The organism is Maritalea myrionectae DSM 19524, assembly GCF_000423365.1.
GTDB classification, from domain to species: domain Bacteria; phylum Pseudomonadota; class Alphaproteobacteria; order Rhizobiales; family Devosiaceae; genus Maritalea; species Maritalea myrionectae.
The window spans coordinates 57,134-80,637 of record NZ_AUHV01000006.1; the positions used below are offsets into that span (position 1 = coordinate 57,134).

Consider the following 23,504-nt stretch of genomic DNA (forward strand, 5'->3'; position numbering starts at 1 on the left):
CTTCATGTGAGGTTCATCGCCGATCCCTTATTGTCCGATTTGGCAACGATATATGCTCTATAGCGCTGATGAAATTGGGTGCCCTACGCAAAACAATGTGTTGGCGAAAATGGAACCGAAACTCAACTCACGCATTTCTTGTTTAACGTGTGCATATCAAAACATATGCAAAAAAACATGAACAGCGGGACAGGTTAGTGCCTGCGGTCGAGCATATAATCGTTTGATTTCTCAGAACAATAAGGAATATGCCCATGCGCAATGCGCTTATAAAAAACACGATGCTGGCGGTGCTCAGTTTAGCGCCCCTGCAGGCGATAGCCCAAGAGGAAGCCAGTCAGGAAGCGCCGCAAGAGCAAACAGCGCCACAGGATGCAAGCCAAGCCACGCCAGCTGATGTTGTTGTGGCTTACGAGCAATATGCAGAGGCCATATTGTCGTTCCGGCAGGCTGAGGTTGAAGCTGAAACTGTGCTTGAAGCCCGCGAAAGCCTTTTGGACATTTGTGTCAGTCTTGAAATGCCGGATTTGTCGGCCTGCCTCGATCAATATATCGCACCAGAAATGCGTGTCGCCAATGATATTGAACCTCTAGAGCCTGAGGCGGCAGAGTCTTCGAGCGTCCTTGAAGTTGAAACTGAGGCCGCAGTTGAAGCGGCTGCGGAACCACTTGAAGGTGAGGGTGTGTTGGACACGCCAGCAGCAGAAGTTCAACAAGAACCTGCAAGCGAAGAGACAGTTACCCAGGAAACAGCCACTGAAGAAACTGCGAGCCAGGAAACTTCAAACCAAGAAGCGCCGGTCGAATTGATTGCAGCATATGAAGAATATGTGTCTGCCCGGTTTGCCTTTGATCAGGTTCAGGCCGAAGGTGGCGATGTTGAAGCTGCGGCCGATACGGCGATGATGGCGCGCGAGTATCTTGTTGAGGTGTGCGCAAGTCTGGGTGTGCCAGAGCTAGAGGCGTGCCTTGATCAGTATATTGCGCCTGACATGCGCATAGCGAACGATTTGGCGCCGTTGAAATTTGAGGCAACCCAAGAAAGCGAAGGGGTACTCGAAGCTCCAGAAGCTGAGGCCACAACTGAAGGTCAGGTTGAAGCAGAAGCCTCAACATCTGAAATGGATGCAGGAAGCATAGACCAGCCTGTTGATGAAGCCACGGAGTCGCTTGAACCAGCTCAAAATGCAGAAGCTGAGACAGGTCCGGAAGATGTCGCGCCGGTGCTCGACAGTGCTAAGGAAGAAACTTCAACCCCGGTTGAAGGTGAAGCCGAGGTGGCAGCGGATACTGAGGCGAGCGCTTCCAGTGAAACTGAGGTGAAAGAAGACGTAAAAGCAGAAGACACTGCCGATACAGCACCACCAGAAAATGATGCCGAGGCTCAAGAAGCGACAACGCAGAGGGACGTCACCTCAATTACCGCAGAAGAAGGTGAGCGCCTTGCCGCCACTGACGAAAGCGCTGTCACGCGTGGTGCGCCCGAAGATGCTGAAGTGATGGAGCAAAGCACCACCGACTTCAGAGTTGTTTTCCAATTCAACAATCAAGTGATCGTTGAAAATCAGGACAATTCACGTCTGGAGCAGGAAGCGGACGAAACCTATGTTGAGCGTTTGAGCAATGGCCGCATCCGCGAAACCATTCTGCGCGCAAACGGTACTGAAATTGTGACCATTTATAACCGCAATGGCGACATTATCCGCCGATCACGCTTTACCGCTGATGGTGAGGAACAGGTTTTGGTTTATGTCGACGAAGCCTATGAACAGGACTTGTTGGAGTGGCGCGATCCTGCCTTGGATCTTGGTCCCTTGCGTTTGGACATCCCAGTTTCAGAATATGTGCTGGATGCCGACAATGCCAATGAGGATGAACTGGTACAGTTTCTAGACCAGCCGCCCGTTGAGCGTGTGCAGCGCCTCTATTCTGTGAATGAGGTGAAGCGTTCTGCGCGGGTTCGCGATATGGTGCGTCGCCTCGAGATTGGTGGCCTCACCTTTGAGACCAACAAAGCCACGATCCCAACCGATCAAGTGGCCAGCCTGACCAATGTGGCCAACGCTATGCTTGACATGTTGGAAGAAAACCCAGCTGAGACCTTCCTTATTGAGGGTCACACAGATGCTGTTGGCGGCGAGATTTATAATCTGGCGCTGTCTGATCGACGTGCGGAAACGGTTGCGGTGATCTTAAGCCGAGCCTTTGGTGTGCCGCCTGAGAACTTGGCGACACAAGGATATGGCGAACGCTATCTCAAGATCCGTACGCAACAGGCTGATCGGCGAAACAGACGGGTGACAATTAAGCGGATTACACCTCTTATTTCACCAGTTGCACGACGCTAAATTCCAAGAGAGCCCCGCACTTCGGTGCGGGGCTTTTTTTGTTCTATTGCTGGTCAAGCAAGTTCAGCACTTCCCGTGTGAGTTCGCTGAAGCCGCGTCCAGACGGCTCATTGTTGCCAACATTTGTGGCAAATGCGATTGAGGCGTTGGTTTTTGGATCATTGACCAAAAAGGCATACCACATGGTGTTGGAGCCATTGTGAAACAGGCTCAAGCCACCATCATCACGATAGCTCAACCAAATCCATCCCGCGGCATAGAGCGGGTGATCATCACTGACTTGCGGTGGTGCCGTGTGTAGCCATTTGGCGGTTTCGGCGGAAAGGTAATCGCTTTCGCCGCGTTCGGCAGCGAGGTGCATCTGCCCATAGCTTGCCAAATCTTGCAGGCTCATATGCGCAATGCCAGCTGGTCCCATGATCGCTGAATTGTCAGACTCTGGTTTTTCTGGATCAATGGCTGTGGTCAACAACATCCATTTCTTGGCATGGCCCCAGGGGTTGTCCCCTTTGGGTGCGCCAAAGCCGGCGCTGTCCAAACCCAGCGGTTCGAAAACCTCTTGTTCGATCAATCTCTCCCATGGCATTTGAGCGACCTTCGCGGCGAGAACGCCCGCGATGGTATAGCCGATATTGGAATATTCAAATGTCGTGCCCGGTTGGTGGGTGGGCGCTTTTGCCATAATTTTCAGCACTGCCTCGTCCCGTGCCTGATCAAGCGCGGCCTGATTTTCAAACGTGCGGTTAAAGAGCACGCCAAGGCCGAAATTGGCTTTGGCACCACTGAGATGCCGCAGCAATTGGGCAATGGTGACTTGCCGCCAAGCGGGATCAATTTGATCTGCCTTTTTGGGCCAAAGATCGCCTATTGTATCATCAAAGGACAGTTTTCCTTGGTCCACGAGACGGCCGATCGCGGTGGCGGTCATTGATTTGGTGATCGACCCCAAATGCCATTTATCGTTTGAGGCGACGGGGTTGTCGCGGTCCTTTTGTCGTGACCCGAAAACCCCTTGGGCAATGATTTTGCCGTCCTGCATCACCACACCCGAATTGCCAAATTGGCTGGCTTCTTGTGCAATGCGCGGCAGCTGTTGGTCGATCAGCGTTTGAATTTTGGCGTCTATGTCTTGGCGGTTCGTCTCTTGGGCTTGGGCCGACATGAAAAAACCTTGCGTCAAAAGGGTCAAAAGGGTTAGGGCGATAATCGGTTTTGAGTGGGTGTGATGAAGCATGTTGAGCTCACTTTTCTTCGCCTATTTAGGCTAGTGCGCGGCATCCTCAGGTTCAAGAGGCGTCGTGTTGTTCAGGGCGATATTCGGCGTGCCATTTGAGCGCACCCCGACCGGACAAAACTTTAGACCAGGGCAAAAATTTGCCGCAATATTGGGCCAGTGATTGCCAGCAGCGCCCCGTGAGGGTAGAACTTAAGCCGTAAATTTGATGTCGGGGTTTTCATGCGTTCATTTTGTCGTGTCATTTTGCTCGTCTTGACGTTTTTGTTGAGCGCTGGGCCGGGGATTGCGTTGCCGCAGCTCCTGATCGACATGCGCACAGGCGAGGTATTGTTTGAAAAGGATGCGGGACGCCCTTGGCATCCGGCCTCTTTGACCAAATTGATGACCGCCTATGCCGCGTTTGAAGCGGTGGACGCGGGGCGTCTTACGCTTGAGACGCCGGTTGTGATGTCCGAAAATGCATTGAAAGCGCCGCCGAGCAAAATGGGCTTTCCGGTGGGCACGGCCGTGACGTTGGAAGACGCGCTTTATTTGATGCTGGTGAAGTCTGCCAATGATGTGGCCATCGCTATTGGGGAGACTGTTGCGGGAACTGAACCTGAATTTGTGCGGTTGATGAACAGTCACGCTGCGAATTTGGGTCTTACGGCCACGCGCTTTGCCAATCCCAACGGGTTGCACGACCCCAACCAGGTCACGTCCGCGCGAGACATTGCGATCCTGGCGTTTGTGATCCGGTCGCGCTATCCGCAATATGATGAGATTTTCGAAACTCGCGCGGTCAAGTTCGGCAAATCGACGTTAGAATCCTACAATATCTTGTTGGAAAAATTTCGTGGCACCACCGGCATGAAAACAGGATTCGTTTGTGCCTCTGGGTTGAATATTGTTGCGACCGCACGGCGCAATGGCCGCGAGCTTATGGCCGTGGTGTTTGGTGGCGTCACCGCGCGTGAACGCGGAGAGTTGGCCGCGTTGCTTTTGGAGCGCGGCTTTCAGGGGCGTTATGGCGGCACGCGCAAAAGCGTGACGCAAATTCCAAATTTGGCGATTGCGCCGGTCGACATGCGGCCGCAGGTGTGCGGGGCGGAAGCCAAAACCTATTTGGCGTCTCGTAAGGCTGAATTTCCGTTCGGACTTGAAGGGCAGATCAGCTATTTGAACGATGATTTGGTGCGGCGTGAAGTGCGGATAAACACGCTGGGTAAACTGGTGGATGTTGAACTGCCGCGTCCGCGCCCGGCCTATGCTTTTGTGCCGGAGCAAGTGGCTTTGCCGCGCCCACGGCCGATCATTTTACGCTAAGCGCGCTCTATTATACTTCAATTCGAGATCAATCAGCTTTTGCTTGCGCCACAAGCCGCCACCATAGCCGGTGAGCTGGCCATCTGCGCCGATGACGCGATGGCACGGAATGATGATTGCGATTTGGTTGGCACCATTGGCCCGGGCCACGGCACGTGCAGCATTGGGTTGGCCGATCTTTTTTGCCAAGGCGCCATAGCTTGTGGTTTCGCCTACGGGGATGTCCTGTAATTCGCGCCAGACCTGGTTGGTGAACGCGGTGCCGTGCAATGCGAGTTTTAAATCAAATTGTGGCCGATCACCGGTGAAAAATTCCGCCAATTGCGCTTTTGTGATTTCCAATGCCGGGGTGGTGCCAAACCCCATTTGACCTTTGGCGGTTTTAAACAATTTGCCGAGTTCTGTGGGCAGGGCTTTGCGGTCATGAAATTCCAGCAAATGCAAATGGGTCGCGTCGGCTACCGCCACCATGGTGCCCAAGGGCGTGTCAAACCAATCGGCCTTTAGCGGGGCATCGGCGCAGAAATCACTTGGTTTAAGGCCAATATGTTTGGCAAAGGCCGTGCGAAAGGCGCTGGCCGATGAGAAGCCTGCATCGAGCTGCGCATCGATCATTTTGCCGCCTGCCTGCAAGGTGGTGAAGCTTTTGCGTAATCGACGAAGGCGCGCCATTTCCAAAAAGGTGATGCCAAACTGCCGTTTGAATGCGCGGCGCACGGTGGATGGATCTAAGCCAAACTTGACAATATCGCGTTCCTGCCAGAAATGATCGGGGCGTTCCTCCAATGCCGACACAAGGCTGCGAATGGCTTTGTTGCCATCGGCTTCGCTGGTGGTTGGGTGGCATTTTTTGCAGGCGCGATAACCCATTTCGAGCGCCTCGCTGGCGGTTTCGAAAAAGGTGCAGTTTTCCCGTTTTGGCTTTCGCGCCGGACAGGTGAGGCGGCAAAAAATGCGGGTGGAGGCAACGCCGACAAAAACACGTCCGTCAAACGCCGGGTCGCGGTTTAAGAGGGCCTGATAAAGCTGATCATCATTGGGTAATTGAAATAACATGTGCCCAATTTAGGCGATAAAAATCGACCTGTCTGTCTCAATTCGGGCGTTTAATTATTTTTGGATGACGAAGCGGATCACGCCATTTTCGTTTTCATGGGACACCAGCTCAAACCCCTGCTTGTTGCACATGTTGGGGATGTCGATCTCCGCCAGCGGATCGGTGGCCAACAGGCAAATGGATTGCCCTTTTGTTACGTTGGCCAGCGCCTTTTCAGCCTTGATTACCGGCAGCGGGCAGTTCAGCCCGCGCGTATCCACGGTCAACCCGCTCATTTGGCAAGGCCGAGCACCCAATAGGTGCCGTAAGTTGAATTGGCGTCATAATGCACAGCGATTGCGGCTTTTGAGGCGAAGGGGTTCAGCAAAACTTTTGAATCTTTGGTGCTGTTGCGCCAACCAGAGAACGTGTCGGCAAATGTGGCGTAGCCAGCACTGGTGAGGCTTGCGGTTTCGCCGGGCACGTTTAGGGGTTTAGTGGCGGCCTGACTGTTGCCATTTTGGGCATATTCGAGCGTTGCGTCTTGCGCTTTCACTTGCAGGCCTGAATCAAGGGTCAACATGTTGAGGCCCTGGGATGTGCGGTATTGGTTGATCAGGTTCAGGGCGGCCTGCCGATCCAATTGCGGGTTGTTGGTATCCATGCGTGCGGTCAGTGCTGCAGGCAATTGGCTGGTCATGGTGGTGCAGGCGGCCAACGGCACGATCAACATCAATCCAAGCAATAATTTACGCATAAAAACTCCCAACGACGCTTATCAAAAAAGGCTCTTAGCAGAGACCATAAAAAACAGCCAGCAAAGCTTTGCCGGCTGCGTGAAAATGTGCCTGAAAAGTGCGGCGGAAATGAGATCAGCGTGCGCGATCAATGCGGGTGGTAAAGCAGCTATAGGCCGCCGATCGCACATGGATAAAGTTCACGTCTTCAAGCGCAAATATTTTCTCGGCTTGGCTGACAAGATCACTCACCTTTGCGATTTGTCCGGTGCGATAGTCGATTTTCTCGTCTGCCGAATAGCCGCGGATTAGAAACTGATCACGTTGGGCAATCACTGGTGGCACCTCGTTTGTGCCGCCCTGGAAGCGCTTGCACGGTTTTTCGCATATGAAGATGGGGCCGGTTTCGGTGAAGGCGCCGACTGTGTCAAAGGGTTTGTAGGCGCCGAGCAGAACGGTGTCGCCCTCCGGCACATTTTTGAGGCAATGGCGGCAGGGTGCGCGGCCATCTGAGATGCGACGCTCGGGCTTTTGCCCATGGGCATCTGTGCCGCCATTGCGCCAGCTTTCCGCTGTTGTGGTGGGGATGGGTGTAAATTTGATCGCCATGTAAAGCTCCTTTTTGGGAGTAAAATGGCTTAGGCACACACCTTCGGCGACCCGAATTTCACCTAGGCGGCATATTTTTCTAAAAAGGCTTCGGCGGGCAAGCTGCGCATATCTTTTAAGCTGTCTTTCAGCTTCTCCCGCGGCCAATCCCACCAGGCCAAGTCTTGCATCTGTTCGGCGATTTTGGGTGTGAACCGCTCTTTGATCGTTTTGGCAGGCACTCCGCCGACAATGTGATAGGGCGGCACATCTTTTGATACGACTGCTCCGGCGCCGATCACTGCGCCAGTGCCAATCGAAACGCCGGCCAAAATCGTCGCGCCATGGCCGATCCATACATCGTGTCCAATGGTCACCTCATGCTCTTTTCGCCAGGAAAAGAACTCGGTGTCATCGTCGCCCAAGCCAAAGGCGGCTGCACGATATGAAAAATGATGTTGGCTGGCGCGCCAGGTCGGGTGGTTGCCCGGGTTGATCCGGACATCGCTGGCGATGGAGCAGAACTTGCCGATCTTGGTCCAAATGATCTGGCAACGCTGCATGGCATAGGAATAGTCACCCAAGCGCGAGTCGACAAAAATGGTGTCGTGTCCCAACTCGGTCCAAACGCCTAAATCGCTGCCTTGGGTTTCGGTGTTGGGGCCGATGGTTGGGGCTTGGGATAATTGCTTTGCCATTGCGGTACCTATTTTTGAACGGCGCGGATGAGGTGAACAAGCTTTTCAACCCCGACCACGAGCGACTGATCGTTGCTAATTGTGGTTTGGGGTAGCGCCGGATCGAGCGCATCCACCTTGCGGTTCAAACGCTGCTCAATTTCTTCTTTGTTTTCCCGGCCACGCCCAGCCAATCGCTCCGCGCGCAGTTCCACAGGTGCGGTGATGTTGATCACGTGGATGGGATATTTTTGGTGGGCGATGGGCAGTTGGTTGCGCGATGTGTTGCAGATCAGGGTTTTGCCCGCGCGCAGGTCATCTTCAATGGTTTTCGGGATGATATAGCCAAGCCCATGGGCGCGCCAATGCAAGGCAAAGTCGCCCTGCTGCACCATCTCTTCATATTGGGTTTCGCTGATCGTGCCATGATCTTCCAGTTCGGCCATGGCCTCCCGCGTGATCAGGCGACGTACAAAGCTGATATTGGGTTCTTGGCTGAGCGCACTTGCCGCGCCCGCCATCAAACTGTCCTTGCCCGCACCCGACGGCCCAACAACAAAGATCAAAATGCCCTTATAGGCGTCCGACATAGTGTGTTCCCTAGATCACGCGTTCGCCATCGCGCCAAACGGCGCGTACGATCGGCACACCGTCTTCGGGTAAATGCACCCGCGCAAAGTCTGCCTTTTTGCCCACAGCCAGTTCGCCTCGATCATCAAGCCCTGCCGCTCTCGCTGGATTGAGCGAGACTTTGGCGATGGCGTCGGGCAGGCTGATTTGCTCTACATTTTTGGCCAGCTTGAAAGCCCCCTGCATCAGTGAGAAGGGCACATAGTCGGAGCTGAGCACGTCGAGCAGGCCTTCGCTGGCCAATGATGTGGCGGAAATATTGCCAGAATGAGATTTGCCGCGCACCACGTTTGGCGCGCCCATCAAAATGGCGATATTGGCGTCGCGCGACGCTTTCGCCGCTTCGATGGTGGTGGGGAATTCGGCAATGCCGACACCATCTGCCTGCGCCTCAGCAACATGATCGATTGTCGCGTCATCGTGGCTGGCGAGGGTCAGACCGATTTCATGACCACGTTTCACGATAGCCTGACGGTTTGGTGCGGAATATTGCTCGTGCTCGGCGATCCGCGCGGCGATGAATTTTTCCATCTCCGCATCATTCATGCCAGTTTTGCCTTGGTAATAAAGGTAATATTGTTCCAGCTGCATAAATTGCCGCTGGCCGGGTGTGTGGTCCATTAGCGAGGCCAGTTTCACCAACTCATTCTGGCAATATTGCTCGAACTGCTCCAAGGCATCATGGCTGGACAATTCGCAGCGCAAATGGATCAAATGATCTGAGCGAAGGCGTTTTTCAGCTTTGGCTTTGGTGATGGCGCCCACCAAGACGTCCACATGCTCGCCCATATTTTTCATATCGGTGTCGGAGCCGATCCGCACCGCGTCAAACACCGTGGTGATGCCAGATGAGGTGACTTGCGCATCGTGGGCGTGCAACGCGGCCATGGGGTCCCAAAAGACACCGGGGCGCGGACGGTAGTGGCTTTCAAGATGGTCGGTGTGCAGCTCTACCAGGCCAGGCACGAGATAGTCGCCATCGAAGTCGAGACCCGACTCCCCGCTGTTCGCCATGTCGGCGATCATGCCGTCTTTCACGTTCAGGGCGCCTGTCATTTCGCTGTCGGCAAGGATCAGCTTTGCATTTTTAATGCTTAGATTTTCGGTCATTTCATCTCAGCTTTCGTTCAGCCCCTTAGGGGATAATCTTCTAATCGGACAAAAGGCGCGCCCTTTTCAGGTTCATGATAAAGCGCCAAATTGTTGAAGGTGTAGGTGCGTTCCAACTCGGCCGTAAACCATTGTTGCGCCGCCTCGAAGAACAATTTTCCGGCCAACTCATCCACTTGCCCTGTCAGGGTCAAATGCATTTTGAATTGCTCGCTCACATAGGGGTAGCCCCATTGGTCGAGCAGTTCGATTTGACGGTCATTGAGGCCAGCGGCGATGCGTTCTTGCCGTTTTTCTTGGCTCAGCGGCGCGCGATAGTGATCAAAGTGGTGCACCACTTTTCGGGCGAGTTCGGTCACGTCCTCACTTTGATGCGCGGGCACGATGGCGACAAATCTGCCGATCTGATGCACTTTTAAGCTGCCAATTTCGACGGGCTTTTGCGCATCTGCAAAGGCTTTCAGGTCGCGCCGCAGAGAATCGATATTCGTATTCTCCGCCAAATGAAATGGTGCCTTGATGGTGGCATGAAATCCATAACGCCGTGGCGAGGCAGTGAACTCATATTGGTCCACCGGCGTGATGCCTTCAATGGAAGGTTGCGCCAGTTCGCAATTTTGGTGGCAGTCGCGCCCCAGCCATTGGCTGGCTTTTTGCCACAAAGAGTCATTTGTGGCTGGCGCATAATATATCGCATAACGCTCAGACATGAGGGACCTTAAGAATTGGAAGGCGTGAACTCGCGCCTTCACATAGTCTATTTAAATGTCAGCAATTTGACAGTCATTTATTCGATCAAATTAAGCTGCCTGTTGTACCGCAAATTTGGTGACATCAATCACACGATCCGCCACCTTGTCGCGGGTGTCAGCGTCGTGAAAAATGCCCAGCATGGCGGTGCCGTTGGCGTTGCGTTCCTCAATCAAAGACAGCACAACTTGTCGGTTGGCTGCATCAAGCGAAGCCGTTGGCTCGTCGAGCAGCAGCAATTTATGTTCGCCCATAAAGCCGCGCGCAATGTTCACCCGTTGTTGCTCGCCGCCAGAGAAGGTGGCGGGGGGCAGGCCCCACAAATGCTCGGGAATATTCAATTGGCCAAGCATTTTTGCGGCCTTTTCTTGGGCCACCTCTTCGCTGTGGCCCCATTGCCGTGCGACTTGCGCCACCAGATCGAGGGCGGACACGCGGGGGATGGCGGAGAGGAACTGGCTCACATAGCCGATGGTGGATTGGCGTAGGCGCAAAATCTCCCGGGGAGAGGCTTGGACCAAATCGGTGTGCTGGTCGCCATGAGCGATGATGATTTCACCGGCATCAGCTGCATAGTTGCCATAGATCATTTTCAACAAGGTGGATTTGCCCGCGCCGGAGGGGCCGCCAAGCACCACGCATTCGCCAGCGAAGACTTCAAATCCTGCCCCGTCCATCACGGGCAATTGCAAACCATTTTGCAAATGCATCACGAAGGATTTGGTCAGGCTTTGAACGCTCAAAATTGGCTGTGTCATGATTAGCTCCCCACATGCAGAATGGATGACACCAAAAGTTGGGTATAGGCTTGGTGTGGATCATCAAGAACCTGGTCGGTTAGACCTTGCTCAATCACCTCGCCGTCTTTCATCACCATAATCCGGTCAGACAACAAACGTGCGACAGCCAGATCGTGCGTCACGATAATGATGGAAAGGCCAAGTTCCGAGACCAAACGGCGAATCAAATCGAGAAGCCGCGCTTGCACAGACACGTCGAGGCCGCCGGTTGGTTCGTCCATAAACACAAGGCGTGGATTGGTCACCAGATTGCGGGCAATTTGCAATCGCTGCTGCATGCCGCCAGAAAAGGTGCGGGGCGCGTCATCGATGCGATCTGCCTGAATTTCCACTTTCTCCAGCCAGTCGAGGGCGGTGTCGCGGATCTTGCCATAGTGGCGATCACCCAGCGCCATCAGGCGCTCGCCCACATTGGCACCGGCGGAGACATTCATGCGCAACCCATCGCGCGGATGCTGGCGCACAAAGCCCCAATCGGTGCGCAGTAAAATGCGCTGCTGGGCTTCGTTCATCTCATAGAGATTGTCCGACTGCCCCTTGCGATTGCGATAATAGACTGCGCCATCTGTAGGAATGATCTGGGTGGAGAGGCAATTGAGTAGAGTGGTTTTGCCCGACCCGCTTTCGCCCACAATGGCCAGCACTTCGCCGGGATAGAGATCGAAATTGACATTCTTGCAGCCCAGTTGCTGGCCGTAGAAATGGGATAGATTTTTCACGCTCAACAAAGGCAAGTCTTGATCAAGGCTCATTGCATGCGCTCCTTATAGTCGGCATTTAGCGGGCCAAGATGACCTTCGCTCTGGCGGGTTTCGCAATAGTCACTGTCTGAGCACACAAACATATTGTTGCCCGCATCATCCAAAATCACCTCGTCGAAATAGACGCCTTCAGCGCCGCACATGGCGCATTTTGTGTCGGGCCATTCCTGAATGGTGAAGGGGTGATCTTCAAAATCGAGGCTCACCACATCGGTGTAGGGCGGCAGGGCATAGATCCGCTTTTCCCGGCCTGCCCCGAACAATTGCAATGCCTTGGATTTGTGCATTTTCGGGTTGTCGAATTTTGGGGTCGGCGAGGGGTCCATTACATAGCGGCCCTCCACCATCACCGGATAAGCGTAAGTGGTGGCGATGTGGCCATGGGTGGCGATATCTTCATAGAGCTTCACATGGATCAGGCCATATTCGCTCAACGCGTGCATTTTGCGGGTCTCGGTTTCCCGTGGTTCCAAAAAGCGCAGCGGCTCGGGAATCGGCACCTGATAGACCAATGTTTGATGCGCTTGCAGCTCTTCTTCCGGAATGCGGTGCCGGGTTTGAATCACCGTGGCCTCTTTGGTGTGGGTGGTCAGTTCCACATTCGCGGTTTTCGCGAAGAAATTGCGGATAGACACGGCATTTGTTGTGTCGTCTGCGCCTTGGTCGATCACTTTGAGAATGTCGCTTTCGCCCAAAACGGAGGCAGTGACCTGCACGCCACCGGTGCCCCAGCCATAAGGCATGGGCATTTCACGTGCGGCGAACGGCACCTGATAGCCCGGCACGGCGATGCCTTTCAGGATCGCGCGGCGAATCATGCGTTTGGTTTGCTCATCGAGATAGGCAAAATTGTAGGCCGGGGCCGCATTGGTCAATTGATCAAGGCTCATTGGGCTGCCTCCATTTTTGGCGCATCATCGTCGCCATTTTCATTTTGCTGCGCGTCAAATTCCTTGCGCATGGTGCGGATCAGGTCCAATTCGGCTTGGAAATCCACATAGTGCGGCAGCTTCAAATGCTCCACAAAGCCTGTGGCCTGAATATTGTCGGAGTGTGACAGCACAAATTCCTGATCTTGTGCCGGGGCGGAAAATTCTTCGCCCAGCTCTTTCCAGCGGAGCGAACGATCCACCAGCGCCATCGACATAGCTTTGCGTTCCGCTTGCCCGAACACCAAACCGTAGCCGCGGGTGAAGGCCGGTGGCGCTTTGGCGCTGCCTTTAAACTGGTTGATCATTTGACACTCGGTCACTTCCATGGTGCCAATGGGCACGGCAAAGCCAAGCTCTTCCGCAAAGAACTCCACCTCGACTTCGCCAAAGCGAATTTCGCCGGCGAAAGGGTGCGAGCGGGCATAGCCGCGCTGGGTTGAGTAGCCCAGCGCCAGCAAAAAGCCTTCGTCACCGCGGGCCAGATTTTGCAGCCGCACATCGCGATCAGTTGGAAAGTCGATCGGGGTGCGGGTCAAGTCGCCTGTTTCATGGCCTTCGTCAAATCGATGGTCTGGCTCAATCATGCCGGACTTGCCCAAAATGTCCGAAACGCGCGGCACTTCCGCATTCAGATCAATGTCTTCGTCACTTGAAGGGGGTGTTTCCGGTGCCGCTTCCGCGTCGAAATCGAAATTGATCAGGCGGTGGGAATAGTCAAAAGTTGGCCCAAGCACTTGGCCACCGGGCAAATCTTTAAAGGTCGCCGAGATGCGGCGCTCGATGGCCATCTTGCCGGTTTCAATGGGTTCCGCATAACCAAAGCGCGGCAGGGTGGTGCGGTAGGCGCGGATCAAGAAGATCGCTTCGATCAAATCACCCTGTGCCTGCCGAATGGCCATGGCCGCCAATTCCGGGTCATAAAGCGAGCCTTCGCCCATCACGCGATCCACGGCGAATGACAATTGCTCGGTGATCTGATCGAGGCGCAGGCCGGGCACATTTTCATTGCCACGACGTTTGGCAGCAAACAATGTGTGGGCGTTTTTGATGGCTTTTTCGCCACCCTTTACAGCAACATACATGTCTATTCTCCTTGCGCCGGGTCAAGATTGATTTTGGTGGAGCGGGGCAGGGCAGCCAGTTGCGTTTCGGTCACGAAAATATGGTCGATGCCCAAGGGATATTCCGCATTGTTGGCTTCAGCCTGCTGCCAGAATTTTTCGCTCAAACTAGATGAAGCGAAGGCGCGGCTGGTTTCAATGCCGGGTCCGGAAAGCGTGGCGCCTGCGTGATTGGCCAGATCGTTCACGGCGATAATGACCGTGGTGGATTGGTCAGGATATTCATGATTGCCCATATTGAAAGCGTGGTCGCCTTCTAGGGCTTCCGCACTGCTCAGAAAGGCAAACTGCGCTTTTTGCGGGTCACTTGTTGTGGCCGCGCCGGTGTGGAATGCCAGGAATTGCCTTGTCTCGGCCGAATTGAGTGCCTCATCGAGATAGATCAACGTCTCCGCATCACAAAGGGTCAAGGCAACCATAGTAGCGACCGGATTGAGGGCGCCCGCATTGTCCACTTTATGTGGCGCATCATAGATTTTGCCTGGCTGCGCCATGGCATCCATAATGGATTTAAAGCTCTGCTGGCTTTGATGGGTGAGGTCGGTGAAGCCTTGTGCAATGGTTCGTTGTGGCATTGTCATTATCCGTCTCCCCGCACCATGGTGAAAAAGTCGACCTTGGTGGCCGCTGCTTTTTTCAGTTTGTCTTTTTTGGCCGTGACTTGCTCTTGCTCCAGCGGTGCGATGATGTTGGCTTCAACGCTTTGCTTGTGCGCTTCGCTCAACCAGGCGGCATCGAAGAAAGCTGCAATGGCGGCTTTGCGTTGGTTGCGGCCTTGGCAATAGGCGTGGCCAACTTCACCACTTTCCAATTGAATGGCGGCGCGGGTCACAGTTATTTCGCCCAGATTAAACGGTGCCCCGCCGCCGCCGATCCGCCCGCGCGTCATCACGAGGCCTGTTTCAGGCTTGCGGGCGAATGTCCAGTCTGGCTTGTCAGCAAATTGCTCATACAGATCTTCAAGTTGTTGGTCGGGCGCTTGCGCCAAAACGCGCATCACGCGCTGGCGGGCAATCACCTCAGCATTTTCAGCTTGTGTGTCAGGGGAGGAAGGCGCGGTCATAGATTGGCTCTTTTCAGTTTTTGAACGATCAGAACGGGTGCTGTCCTAAAGCATTTCAAAAAGTTTGTCTATATTATTTGTATATATTTGTATACTTTTGTTTGTATGGTTTATTAAAGTGCGAAATTGTTGCAGTCATATGACGGCATCAAAGGCTTGGGAGTGTGGAGTTTGAGCAAGATTGAGCGGGGGCAGGGCGTGTCCCTCTGGCGGCAAATCGCCGAGCGATTGCAGCATGAAATTGTGGCGGGTACCTACAAGCCGGGCACGCAATTGCCGACAGAAGTCGAATTGGCAAATGATTATGAAGTGAATCGCCATACGGTGCGGCGCGCCATTGCGGCGCTCACGGAGAACGGGTTTCTCACCGCGACGCGTGGCCGCGGCACCTTTGTGGCAGATGCGCCCATCACCTATCCGATTTCATCGCGCACGCGCTTTTCTGAAATTATCAGCGCCCAGAAGCGCCAGCCGGGTGGGCGGTTGATCTCTTCAGCAGAGGAAGCGGCAACTGAGGACGTGGCCAAGCATCTCGACATAGTGGCGGGCGATTCGGTGCTGCGCATCGAGACCTTGCGGGTGGCCGACGGGGTGCCGATCACCGTGGCCACCATCTGGTTTCGTAAAGATTTGCTGCCTGATCTGGTGCCGCACTATGCCGAGTTGGGGTCGATCTCAAAAGCATTGGCCCGGGCGGGCTATGAAAATTACAAGCGCGACAAGAGCTGGGTGACCGCCATTGCCGCTACGGCAGATGATGCGCGCCTGTTGCAGGTGGAGGTGGGGTATCCGCTGATGCAGATCACCAGCGTGAATGTGTCAGATTCAGGGGAAAAACTGCAATATACCCGTTCCCGCTTTCGGGGCGAGACGGTGCAGTTGGAGATCGAAAGCTAGGCGCAGCGCGTTTGGCGACCTATATTTGTCTATGAATAGCGACTTTCACAAATCTGACATCTAACCGACATTTTTATGTAAAGCAGCAGCAATAGAGATGGGCCCGAATTCGAATAGGGGCACATCTTTACATGTTGAAGCTGCAAAATATTAATCGTCGATTTGGAGACAAATTGGCGGTGAAAAATGTCAACCTCTCCATCGCCTCAGGCGAAATGGTGGGGGTGATCGGTCAATCCGGGGCGGGCAAATCCACCCTGCTGCGCATGATCAACCAATTGATTGCCACCAGCGACGGGGCCATCGAGTTTGATGGCACCAAAGTCTCCAGCCTGAAAGGCGCTGACTTGCGCAATTGGCAACGTGATTGCGCCATGATCTTTCAGCAGTTCAATCTGGTGCCGCGCCTAGATGTTTTGACCAATGTGATGTTGGGGCGTTTGAACCGGCGCAACACATTTTCTTCCCTCATCAAAAGTTTCACCGAAGAAGAGCAGCTTGAAGCGCTTGAAGCGCTGGAACGGTTGAGCATTGCGCAAACCGCGTTGCAGCGCGCGGGCACTTTGTCCGGCGGTCAGCAGCAGCGCGTGGCCATTGCCCGCGCCCTGATGCAGCAGCCAAAAATGATTTTGGCCGATGAGCCGATTGCATCGCTTGATCCGCGCAACGCGAAAGTGGTGATGGATAGTTTGAAGGCGATCAATGAAGATGACGGCATCACCGTGATCACCAATCTGCACACACTGGATACGGCCCGCAATTATTGCGAGCGGATCATCGGCATGGCCCATGGTGAGGTGGTGTTTGATGGCCCGCCTGAAGCGCTGACCACTGAGGTGGCGCGCCGCATTTATGGTGCCGAAGGGCTGAAAGATGCCTTCTCTGAAAGCATGACCTCGACTTCTCTTGAAGACGACAATGAGACACCCGCGCAAAAACGCCGCGGGCCCTATCGTGATGCCGACGAGGCGCACGTGACGCTGAATTGATGCGCTGAGGCGCAGCAATGAATTTCAACGGTAAACCGCATAATTTTAGGAGAATCCCCATGAATGCGATCCGTACTGGCCTTTTGTCTGCTGTAGCTGTTGTGGCCATGTCCTCAACCGCCATGGCGCTTGATACATTCCGCGTTGGTATTTTGGGCGGCGAAAACGAAGCCGACCGTTTGCGCAACAACCAATGCTTGATCGATCTATTGCCTGAAGCCATTGGCGTGAACAATGTTCAATTGTTCCCAGCTGCAGACTATGACGGTGTAATCCAGGGCCTTTTGGGCGGCACGCTTGATTATGCCGAGCTGGGTGCGTCTGGCTATGCAGCTGTTTATCTGCAAGACCCAGAGGCTGTAGATCCGATTTTGACCACCGAACAAGTTGATGGTGCAACGGGCTATCACTCCATCATGTTGGCCCGCTCAGATAGCGGCATTGAATCTTTGGACGATATGAAGGGCAAGCATCTTGGTTATGCTGACCCAGATTCAACTTCAGGCTTCTTGGTCCCCTCCGTTGCCTTGCCTAAAGAATTGGGCATGCCCGTTGATGAATATTTCTCAGAAACCTCCTTCAATGGCGGGCACGAAAACAATGTGTTGGCGGTGCTGGACGGCAAAATTGACGGCGGTGTGACCTGGTCATCAGGCGTTGGTGAATATTTGGATGGCTACACTTCGGGCAATATCCGCAAGATGGTGGATAAAGGCCTTCTCGACATGGAAGACGTGAAAGAGATCTGGCGTTCGCCTTTGATCCCGAATGGTCCAATTGTTGTGCGTGCCGATCTGGAGGAAGATGTACGTGCCAAGTTCAAAGACTTCATGTTGAGCTTGCCAGAAACAAATCCTGATTGTTTTTCTGCCATCCAAGGCGGCACATATAACGGTTTCGTGGAAGTAGATCACTCATTCTACGAAACAATCGTTGACGCCCGTAAAGCCAAAATTGGCGGCTAATTCTAAAACCTCGTTGAAAGGACCGGTCATGTTGACCGGTCCTTTTGCATATCTATGTGGAGCGCGATTTGATGGGTGCTGTTAGCCAATCTTCACCGCCAAAACTTTCTGATGCCACCAAAAAGGTGCATCAACATTATCAAGAGCTGGCGCGAACCAAAAAGCTTTATAGCTTTCTCACCATCGGTATTCTCGGGGCCATTCTTGTGGCGGCCTTGTGGTTTGCCAATGCCTCGAACTCGGGCAAATTTATTGATCGCATCCCGTATTTTTTCGATTTTGTTTTGAATTTCTTGCCGGACGATCCTTTGGAGATTTTCCGGGCCCTGTTTGATTTGCCGTCGCCCTATGCCGATGGTTCGTTGAAATATGATTATGAAGAGGGGCGGCATTATCTGTTCGGCGATTTTTATCTGCCTGAATATTTTTATGAAATGCTGGTCACCCTCAATATTGCTTTTGTGTCCACGCTGTTGGGCGGCGGCATTGCCTTTGTGCTCTGCTTTTTCGCAGCCTCCAATCTGGTGGGTTCCAAAGCGGTGCGCTTTGTGGTGCGCCGCATCATGGAGCTGCTGCGCGCCTTCCCCGAAATTGTGATTGCAGGCTTGTTGGCTGCGATCTTGTCGCTGGGTCCAATTGCAGCGATTGCCGCGGTGTCGATCCACACGATCGGCGCGTTGGGCAAGCTGTTTTTCGAAGTGGTGGAAAATGCCGACATGAAACCGGATGAGGGTTTGCGGGCCGCGGGCGCCAGTTGGGTTGAGCGGGTGCGCTTTGCCATTGTGCCGCAAGTGCTGCCCAACTTCACGTCCTATGCCTTGCTGCGCGCTGAGATCAATGTGCGTGCCTCCACCATCATTGGTGCGGTGGGCGGCGGCGGTATTGGCGAAGTGTTTCGCCTGTCTTTGTCGCGCGATCATGCGGCGAAAACATACGCCATTATTCTTTTGCTGTTTGTCACCATCGTCGCCGTGGATCAGCTGTCGGGCTGGCTGCGCCGCAAGATGGTGGGCGATCAAGCGTTCCAGTTCGGCGCATAGGGGGATATGACCATGTTGACCACCACAATCCTCACCGCCGAACGGCAAGCCGAGCTAAAAGAGCAATATGCCGAGGTGTTTCACAAAGACCCGGTGAAAAAGTTTCGCCCGCTGGCGATTGTCGCGGCGTTGCTGGCCTATCTCGTGGCCTGCTTTTTCTTTTTCAATATTCCGCAGGTTTTCTCCGATGCCAAATGGGACCGGGCCGGGCTTTATATGGCCGATTGGGTGTCTTGGCAGGCGCAGCCAAAGTTCCGCTTCCGCGATGATGGGCTGGAACTGCAATATCCGCGCTTTTCACCCCTTGGGGCCGAGCCAGATCCAAGTTGGGTGATCGCCAATGAAACCGCCGATGCCTATCGTGTCGATTTTGGCCCGAGCGATTTTATCGTCGTGCAAGAAGGTCTGGTGGAGATCACCAAGGGCGGACAGCGTTTTGAGGTGGTGATCACCGATGATGAAGCTCTTTTGCCGCCCAACGCCACCAGCGCTTTTGAAGCCCGCAACGGCCGCGTGAAATTCAGTTTTGGCTTTGCCGGCAATATTGAAATTCGCAACACCCAAGTGCGCGTTTGGCGCCGCTTTTGGGGGTGGGAGAATTTCTTCTTTGATCCGAGTTCAGCTTTTTGGGGTATGAACGGATTTGAAGTGATCTCGACGATTGCTGCTGGGCCGCAACTTGCCGAGGGCCAAAGCAATCTGAGCGTGGCGATCAATGACTTTCTTTATAATGCCGAATGGCAGCATGCAGACGTGTTTGTGAAATTGCTGCAAACCATTGTGATGGCCTTTGTGGGTACGTTGTTTGCGGGCATTCTTGCCTTCCCGCTGGCCTTTATTGCCGCGCGCAATATCACACGGTCTAACGCCGCCAACTGGTTTATGAAGCGGGCGTTCGACTTTTTGCGCTCGGTCGATATGCTGATTTGGGCGCTGTTTTTCACCCGCTCATTCGGGCCGGGACCGATTGCCGGTATCGCGGCGATCTTTTTCACCGACACGGGTACGCTCGGCAAACTTTATTCCGAAGCCTTGGAGAATGTCGACGACAAGCAACGCGAAGGCGTGAAGTCATTGGGCGCGTCGCCAGTGGAAGTACAGCGCTTCGGCGTGGTGCCGCAAGTGCTGCCGCTTTTTGCGTCGCAAGCGCTCTATTTCTGGGAATCCAACACCCGATCCGCCACCATTATCGGGGCGGTAGGCGCGGGCGGCATTGGCCTCAAACTGCTCGAAGCCATGCGCACCGGCACCGACTGGGAAAATGTCGGCTATATGGTGATCTTGATCCTGATCGTCGTGTTTGTCTTTGACAATATCTCGAACTATTTGCGCACTAAGCTGATCGGGGAAGAGGCGCGTTAGCGCCCCGACCTATTGGCCAAAGCTATCATGCTCGCTGGAGAGGAACGCCTCCTCGGCGGGCGTGTTTTCGCGCCCCAGTACTTGGTTGCGATAGGGGTAGCGGCCAAACTGCTCGATAATGTCCCGGTGCTTGATTTCATATTCAAGGCTATTCTCATTGCCGAGGCTTTTGAACAGCTTTACCGCCTCATCATGCACTTTCAGGCTTTCTGCATGCATATAGGGCATATAGGCAAAGGTGCGCATCCGCACTTCTAAATGTTGATCGTCGCCGCTGGCCACGAGCTCTTGCGCCAAGGTGAGCGCCTGCATGTCAGAGGCGAAGGCGCGTTTGTCTTTGCGGTAAATTTGGCGGCTGAATTGATCCAGAATGATGATCTCCGCCAGGCGCCCTTCGGCATCTACCCGCCAATCGAACAGATCACCGCGTGCGGCGGCTGTGTGCGTATCTTTGAACTGGTCGATGATTTTGGCGTCAAACGCTTCGCCTCCGGTGAACCAATCTTTTTCTCCATGGTCGACAAACCAGAATTGAATAATGTCTTTTGCGGTGACCGTCATAGGCGCTCCTTTTCCATCAATCTAAATTGACGATGATTTTTAAGAAAATCAACTTGAAGTGAGTTTGGGGTCGCCATCGCTGCGTATTTTGCGCTAGTAAGGCGCAAATTCAATTTCAAACTGGCGCACCTATGACCATTGAAACGTTCAAACCTTTCCAAATGGGCCGCGAAAGCATGACGGGCCTTTCCCGCGATCTCTATAAGCTGGCGGACAGCGGCAAAGAGATCATTGTGGGGTTGATTGGTGCGGGTGAAATGGGCACCGATTTGATTTTGCAAATCGGTCGGATGCGCGGCATGCGCGTTGGCGCCGTTGCCGTGCGCAATATTGAAAATGCGCTTAAAGCGGTTGAGATTGCCTATGGCGATCGCGAGATGGCGATGGTGTGCGAAAATGATGCCGCCATATCTCGCGCGATTGAAATGGGCAAGATTGCTGTGTGTGGTGATGCGCGTTTGGTGGCGCAAAATGATCATGTGAGCCAGGTGATCGAAGCGACGGGCAAGCCCAGTGTGGGCGCTGAAATTGGCCTGTTGACCTTGGAGGCGGGCAAGCATTTGGTGATGATGAATGTGGAAGCGGACGTAACCGTTGGCACCTATTTGCATCGCCGCGCGAAAGAGTTGGGCCTTGTCTATTCCGTCGGGGCGGGGGATGAGCCTTCATCCATTATGGAGCTGGTTGATTTTGCCAACGCGCTGGAACTGCCCATCATTTCTGCCGGTAAAGGCAAAAACAATCCGCTGAAATTTGATGCGGTGCCTGCGGACTACGAAGAAGAAGCCTTCGCGCGCAACATGAACCCGCGCATGCTGGTTGAGTTTGTCGACGGGTCCAAAACCATGGTGGAAATGGCGGCGCTGGCTAATGCCACAGGGTTGCTGCCCGATGTGCCGGGCATGCATGGGCCGGAAGCGACCATTGATACGCTTGAGGATATTTTGATCCCAAAAGAGGATGGCGGCATTCTCTCCGGTGCGGGCAAAGTGGATTACACGATCGGCAAGGGCGTCGCGCCGGGCGTGTTTGTGGTGGTCAAAGCCCCGCATGAGCGTATTCATGAGCGCATGGCTGATTTGAAAGTGGGGCGCGGGCCGTATTTCACGCTTTATCGCCCATTCCATCTGACCAGTTTGGAAGTGCCGCTCACCTGCGCGCGGATCGCGCTTTATGGTCAGTCAGATATGGTGCCGATGGATCGGCCGGTGGCTGACGTGTGTGCGGTGGCGAAAAAGGATATGCAGCCGGGCGAAACGTTGGATGCGATTGGGCAATATTGCTATCGCTCGTTCACCATGACGCGGGATGATGCGAAGGCGAAAGCGGCGCATCCCGTAGGGTTGATCGAGGGGGGCAAAGTGATCGCGCCGATTAAAAAAGGCGAGCTGATCACGGCAGAAAACACCACCCCGGACGCGAGCTTGAAGATCGTTGATCTCCGCCGCGCCCAGGATGAGATGTTGGATTAGGCTATTCGCCTAAACAGTCGGCAAAATTGTTGCCCATATCGCGGATCAGGTTGAAATAGAGGTCAGCGCCATCTTCAAGGCTCGCACCCAGCGGGTCCAACACGGCCTGTTTGACCGCGGTGCCTTCCACGGCAAGATCAACCAATTTGGCGTCAAACTGCGGCTCGGCGAAAATGCAGCTGATTTGATCTTCCTGCAAATGCGCTTTCAATTCAGTCAGTCGTTTTGCGCCGGGCTTAATCTCCGGGCTTAAGGTCACGGTGCCGGCATTGGAAAGGCCATATTGGGCTTCAAAATACTGGTAGGCGTCGTGGAAGGTCACGAATTTTTTTGCCTCAAGTCCAGCCAGTTGCGCTTTGATCTCGGCGTTCAGCGCGTCCAACCGTTCAAGGGTGCTTGCGGCATTTGCCTGATATTGCGTCGCATTCGCCGCGTCAGCTGCGCTCAATTCTTCCGTCGCCAGTTCAACAAAATGTTTGGCATTTTCAATATTGAGCCAAAGGTGCAGGTCCACATTGCCATGATGATGATCGTCATGGCCTTCTTCACCATGATCGTCATGATGCTCATCTTCGTGGTCATGGGCGTGCTCATCATGGTCTTCGTGCTCGTGAGACGTATCCTCATGATCATGTTCATCATGGTCGTCCGCATGATCAGTATGGGCGTCGTTGTGTTCGTCGTGGGCTTCATCATGACCATGGTCATCGTCCGCCAAGCTCACCTTGCGAGTGGGCAGAAAATCAAAATGGTCTTCGTGATCCTGCAGTGCGATCACCTTGGCATTTTGCGGCAGGGAGGTGATGGATTTGGCCAAGAAGCTTTCCAAATCTTCACCGACCCAAAACACCAAATCTGCATTTTGCAGCGCTTGCGCATCAGAAGGCTTCAGCGCGTAATCATGGGGCGACGCGTTGGCGGGTACAATATTGGTGGGGGTGGTCACCCCTTGGGTTACATTGGCCAATAGCGAATGAAGCGGGCGAATGGAGGTCACCACATTAAGTTCGTTCGCTGAGGCCAAACCCGTCATTGCCAAGCTCAAAACCAAGGCGCTTGCACCAAATTTCATTCGCATTTCCATCTCCATTAATGTAATAACATAACATTGTTGCGTTACGAT

The 23,504-nt window shown here is 53.9% G+C and carries 25 protein-coding genes; 8 read left to right on the forward strand and 17 right to left on the reverse strand.

What is annotated here, in order from left to right; translation table 11 throughout:
- Positions 1-254: 254 nt before the first annotated feature.
- On the forward strand, positions 255-2,348 hold the full coding sequence (locus tag G549_RS22070) for an OmpA family protein (RefSeq protein ID WP_246778396.1): 2,094 nt from the start codon (positions 255-257) through the stop codon (positions 2,346-2,348).
- A gap of 43 nt (positions 2,349-2,391) precedes the next feature.
- Here the strand turns inward: G549_RS22070 and G549_RS20865 are convergent, their stop codons facing one another.
- Entirely contained in the window at positions 2,392-3,582 is a 1,191-nt protein-coding gene (locus G549_RS20865; RefSeq protein ID WP_051214059.1) for a serine hydrolase domain-containing protein, read from the reverse strand.
- Between the two features lie 222 nt (positions 3,583-3,804).
- On the opposite strand from G549_RS20865, the gene G549_RS20870 reads away from it, so the two are divergent.
- On the forward strand, positions 3,805-4,890 hold the full coding sequence (locus G549_RS20870; protein WP_051214061.1) for a D-alanyl-D-alanine carboxypeptidase family protein: 1,086 nt from the start codon (positions 3,805-3,807) through the stop codon (positions 4,888-4,890).
- On the opposite strand, the gene G549_RS0116965 is transcribed toward G549_RS20870, so the two are convergent.
- The 14 genes from G549_RS0116965 to phnG all read right to left on the reverse strand — a co-directional run bounded on the left by G549_RS0116965 (position 4,882) and on the right by phnG (position 15,095).
- The gene (locus tag G549_RS0116965; protein ID WP_027836021.1) at positions 4,882-5,946 is read right to left on the reverse strand and encodes a bifunctional transcriptional activator/DNA repair enzyme AdaA; all 1,065 of its coding nucleotides are present in this window, start codon (positions 5,944-5,946) and stop codon (positions 4,882-4,884) included. The two genes, G549_RS20870 and G549_RS0116965, sit on opposite strands and share 9 nt — an antisense overlap.
- A gap of 54 nt (positions 5,947-6,000) precedes the next feature.
- Positions 6,001-6,222 carry a sulfurtransferase TusA family protein gene (locus tag G549_RS0116970; RefSeq protein ID WP_027836022.1) on the reverse strand — a complete coding sequence of 74 codons (222 nt, stop codon included), beginning with the start codon at positions 6,220-6,222 and terminating at the stop codon, positions 6,001-6,003.
- The gene (locus G549_RS0116975) at positions 6,219-6,683 is read right to left on the reverse strand and encodes a CAP domain-containing protein (RefSeq protein WP_027836023.1); all 465 of its coding nucleotides are present in this window, start codon (positions 6,681-6,683) and stop codon (positions 6,219-6,221) included. The genes G549_RS0116970 and G549_RS0116975 overlap by 4 nt, the downstream gene beginning before the upstream one ends.
- A gap of 115 nt (positions 6,684-6,798) precedes the next feature.
- Positions 6,799-7,272 carry a DUF1203 domain-containing protein gene (locus G549_RS0116980; protein ID WP_027836024.1) on the reverse strand — a complete coding sequence of 158 codons (474 nt, stop codon included), beginning with the start codon at positions 7,270-7,272 and terminating at the stop codon, positions 6,799-6,801.
- A gap of 62 nt (positions 7,273-7,334) precedes the next feature.
- On the reverse strand, positions 7,335-7,949 hold the full coding sequence (locus G549_RS0116985; protein WP_036223397.1) for a DapH/DapD/GlmU-related protein: 615 nt from the start codon (positions 7,947-7,949) through the stop codon (positions 7,335-7,337).
- Between the two features lie 8 nt (positions 7,950-7,957).
- Complete coding sequence (phnN, locus tag G549_RS0116990) at positions 7,958-8,518, reverse strand: phosphonate metabolism protein/1,5-bisphosphokinase (PRPP-forming) PhnN (protein WP_027836026.1); 561 nt, start codon at positions 8,516-8,518, stop codon at positions 7,958-7,960.
- Between the two features lie 10 nt (positions 8,519-8,528).
- On the reverse strand, positions 8,529-9,668 hold the full coding sequence (locus G549_RS0116995; RefSeq protein ID WP_027836027.1) for an alpha-D-ribose 1-methylphosphonate 5-triphosphate diphosphatase: 1,140 nt from the start codon (positions 9,666-9,668) through the stop codon (positions 8,529-8,531).
- Positions 9,669-9,685: 17 nt separating this feature from the next.
- A complete protein-coding gene (locus G549_RS0117000; protein WP_027836028.1) occupies positions 9,686-10,378 on the reverse strand; it encodes a DUF1045 domain-containing protein in 693 nt (230 codons plus the stop codon).
- 90 nt (positions 10,379-10,468) lie between these two features.
- Complete coding sequence (gene phnL / locus G549_RS0117005) at positions 10,469-11,176, reverse strand: phosphonate C-P lyase system protein PhnL (RefSeq protein WP_027836029.1); 708 nt, start codon at positions 11,174-11,176, stop codon at positions 10,469-10,471.
- A gap of 2 nt (positions 11,177-11,178) precedes the next feature.
- Positions 11,179-11,970 carry a phosphonate C-P lyase system protein PhnK gene (gene phnK / locus G549_RS0117010; protein WP_027836030.1) on the reverse strand — a complete coding sequence of 264 codons (792 nt, stop codon included), beginning with the start codon at positions 11,968-11,970 and terminating at the stop codon, positions 11,179-11,181.
- The gene (locus G549_RS0117015) at positions 11,967-12,869 is read right to left on the reverse strand and encodes an alpha-D-ribose 1-methylphosphonate 5-phosphate C-P-lyase PhnJ (protein WP_051214063.1); all 903 of its coding nucleotides are present in this window, start codon (positions 12,867-12,869) and stop codon (positions 11,967-11,969) included. Before G549_RS0117015 ends, phnK begins: the two co-directional genes overlap by 4 nt.
- Positions 12,866-13,993 carry a carbon-phosphorus lyase complex subunit gene (locus G549_RS0117020; RefSeq protein WP_027836032.1) on the reverse strand — a complete coding sequence of 376 codons (1,128 nt, stop codon included), beginning with the start codon at positions 13,991-13,993 and terminating at the stop codon, positions 12,866-12,868. Before G549_RS0117020 ends, G549_RS0117015 begins: the two co-directional genes overlap by 4 nt.
- Before the next feature lie 2 nt (positions 13,994-13,995).
- The gene (gene phnH / locus G549_RS0117025; protein ID WP_027836033.1) at positions 13,996-14,613 is read right to left on the reverse strand and encodes a phosphonate C-P lyase system protein PhnH; all 618 of its coding nucleotides are present in this window, start codon (positions 14,611-14,613) and stop codon (positions 13,996-13,998) included.
- Complete coding sequence (phnG, locus tag G549_RS0117030) at positions 14,613-15,095, reverse strand: phosphonate C-P lyase system protein PhnG (RefSeq protein ID WP_027836034.1); 483 nt, start codon at positions 15,093-15,095, stop codon at positions 14,613-14,615. The genes phnH and phnG overlap by 1 nt, the downstream gene beginning before the upstream one ends.
- Positions 15,096-15,257: 162 nt before the next feature.
- Between phnG and phnF the strand changes: the two genes are divergently transcribed.
- The 5 genes from phnF (at position 15,258) to phnE (G549_RS0117055) (ending at position 20,348) form a co-directional block, all read left to right on the forward strand.
- Complete coding sequence (gene phnF / locus G549_RS0117035) at positions 15,258-15,992, forward strand: phosphonate metabolism transcriptional regulator PhnF (protein ID WP_051214088.1); 735 nt, start codon at positions 15,258-15,260, stop codon at positions 15,990-15,992.
- 131 nt (positions 15,993-16,123) lie between these two features.
- Positions 16,124-16,981: a phosphonate ABC transporter ATP-binding protein gene (gene phnC, locus G549_RS20875; RefSeq protein WP_051214065.1), complete on the forward strand. Its 858-nt coding sequence runs from the start codon at positions 16,124-16,126 to the stop codon at positions 16,979-16,981.
- A 59-nt stretch (positions 16,982-17,040) separates the two neighbouring features.
- Positions 17,041-17,946, forward strand: a complete 906-nt coding sequence (gene phnD / locus G549_RS0117045) for a phosphonate ABC transporter substrate-binding protein (RefSeq protein WP_036223399.1) — start codon at positions 17,041-17,043, stop codon at positions 17,944-17,946.
- Positions 17,947-18,017: 71 nt separating this feature from the next.
- Positions 18,018-18,986, forward strand: a complete 969-nt coding sequence (phnE, locus tag G549_RS0117050) for a phosphonate ABC transporter, permease protein PhnE (RefSeq protein WP_027836037.1) — start codon at positions 18,018-18,020, stop codon at positions 18,984-18,986.
- A gap of 12 nt (positions 18,987-18,998) precedes the next feature.
- Entirely contained in the window at positions 18,999-20,348 is a 1,350-nt protein-coding gene (gene phnE / locus G549_RS0117055) for a phosphonate ABC transporter, permease protein PhnE (RefSeq protein WP_027836038.1), read from the forward strand.
- A 9-nt stretch (positions 20,349-20,357) separates the two neighbouring features.
- Here the strand turns inward: phnE (G549_RS0117055) and G549_RS0117060 are convergent, their stop codons facing one another.
- Positions 20,358-20,909, reverse strand: a complete 552-nt coding sequence (locus G549_RS0117060; RefSeq protein WP_027836039.1) for a DUF924 family protein — start codon at positions 20,907-20,909, stop codon at positions 20,358-20,360.
- A gap of 161 nt (positions 20,910-21,070) precedes the next feature.
- Between G549_RS0117060 and G549_RS0117065 the strand changes: the two genes are divergently transcribed.
- On the forward strand, positions 21,071-22,381 hold the full coding sequence (locus tag G549_RS0117065) for an NAD(P)H-dependent oxidoreductase (RefSeq protein WP_036223503.1): 1,311 nt from the start codon (positions 21,071-21,073) through the stop codon (positions 22,379-22,381).
- 1 nt (position 22,382) lies between these two features.
- Here the strand turns inward: G549_RS0117065 and G549_RS0117070 are convergent, their stop codons facing one another.
- On the reverse strand, positions 22,383-23,459 hold the full coding sequence (locus G549_RS0117070; RefSeq protein ID WP_246778397.1) for a zinc ABC transporter substrate-binding protein: 1,077 nt from the start codon (positions 23,457-23,459) through the stop codon (positions 22,383-22,385).
- Positions 23,460-23,504: the final 45 nt, after the last annotated feature.

Coding starts and splice junctions, on each gene's coding strand:
- G549_RS22070 (WP_246778396.1), top strand. CDS start 255: ATGCGCAATGCGCTTATAAAAAACACGATGCTGGCGGTGCTCAGTTTA.
- G549_RS20865 (WP_051214059.1), bottom strand. CDS start 3,582: ATGCTTCATCACACCCACTCAAAACCGATTATCGCCCTAACCCTTTTG.
- G549_RS20870 (WP_051214061.1), top strand. CDS start 3,805: ATGCGTTCATTTTGTCGTGTCATTTTGCTCGTCTTGACGTTTTTGTTG.
- G549_RS0116965 (WP_027836021.1), bottom strand. CDS start 5,946: ATGTTATTTCAATTACCCAATGATGATCAGCTTTATCAGGCCCTCTTA.
- G549_RS0116970 (WP_027836022.1), bottom strand. CDS start 6,222: ATGAGCGGGTTGACCGTGGATACGCGCGGGCTGAACTGCCCGCTGCCG.
- G549_RS0116975 (WP_027836023.1), bottom strand. CDS start 6,683: ATGCGTAAATTATTGCTTGGATTGATGTTGATCGTGCCGTTGGCCGCC.
- G549_RS0116980 (WP_027836024.1), bottom strand. CDS start 7,272: ATGGCGATCAAATTTACACCCATCCCCACCACAACAGCGGAAAGCTGG.
- G549_RS0116985 (WP_036223397.1), bottom strand. CDS start 7,949: ATGGCAAAGCAATTATCCCAAGCCCCAACCATCGGCCCCAACACCGAA.
- phnN (WP_027836026.1), bottom strand. CDS start 8,518: ATGTCGGACGCCTATAAGGGCATTTTGATCTTTGTTGTTGGGCCGTCG.
- G549_RS0116995 (WP_027836027.1), bottom strand. CDS start 9,668: ATGACCGAAAATCTAAGCATTAAAAATGCAAAGCTGATCCTTGCCGAC.
- G549_RS0117000 (WP_027836028.1), bottom strand. CDS start 10,378: ATGTCTGAGCGTTATGCGATATATTATGCGCCAGCCACAAATGACTCT.
- phnL (WP_027836029.1), bottom strand. CDS start 11,176: ATGACACAGCCAATTTTGAGCGTTCAAAGCCTGACCAAATCCTTCGTG.
- phnK (WP_027836030.1), bottom strand. CDS start 11,970: ATGAGCCTTGATCAAGACTTGCCTTTGTTGAGCGTGAAAAATCTATCC.
- G549_RS0117015 (WP_051214063.1), bottom strand. CDS start 12,869: ATGAGCCTTGATCAATTGACCAATGCGGCCCCGGCCTACAATTTTGCC.
- G549_RS0117020 (WP_027836032.1), bottom strand. CDS start 13,993: ATGTATGTTGCTGTAAAGGGTGGCGAAAAAGCCATCAAAAACGCCCAC.
- phnH (WP_027836033.1), bottom strand. CDS start 14,613: ATGACAATGCCACAACGAACCATTGCACAAGGCTTCACCGACCTCACC.
- phnG (WP_027836034.1), bottom strand. CDS start 15,095: ATGACCGCGCCTTCCTCCCCTGACACACAAGCTGAAAATGCTGAGGTG.
- phnC (WP_051214065.1), top strand. CDS start 16,124: ATGTTGAAGCTGCAAAATATTAATCGTCGATTTGGAGACAAATTGGCG.
- phnD (WP_036223399.1), top strand. CDS start 17,041: ATGAATGCGATCCGTACTGGCCTTTTGTCTGCTGTAGCTGTTGTGGCC.
- phnE (WP_027836037.1), top strand. CDS start 18,018: ATGGGTGCTGTTAGCCAATCTTCACCGCCAAAACTTTCTGATGCCACC.
- phnE (WP_027836038.1), top strand. CDS start 18,999: ATGTTGACCACCACAATCCTCACCGCCGAACGGCAAGCCGAGCTAAAA.
- G549_RS0117060 (WP_027836039.1), bottom strand. CDS start 20,909: ATGACGGTCACCGCAAAAGACATTATTCAATTCTGGTTTGTCGACCAT.
- G549_RS0117065 (WP_036223503.1), top strand. CDS start 21,071: ATGGGCCGCGAAAGCATGACGGGCCTTTCCCGCGATCTCTATAAGCTG.
- G549_RS0117070 (WP_246778397.1), bottom strand. CDS start 23,459: ATGCGAATGAAATTTGGTGCAAGCGCCTTGGTTTTGAGCTTGGCAATG.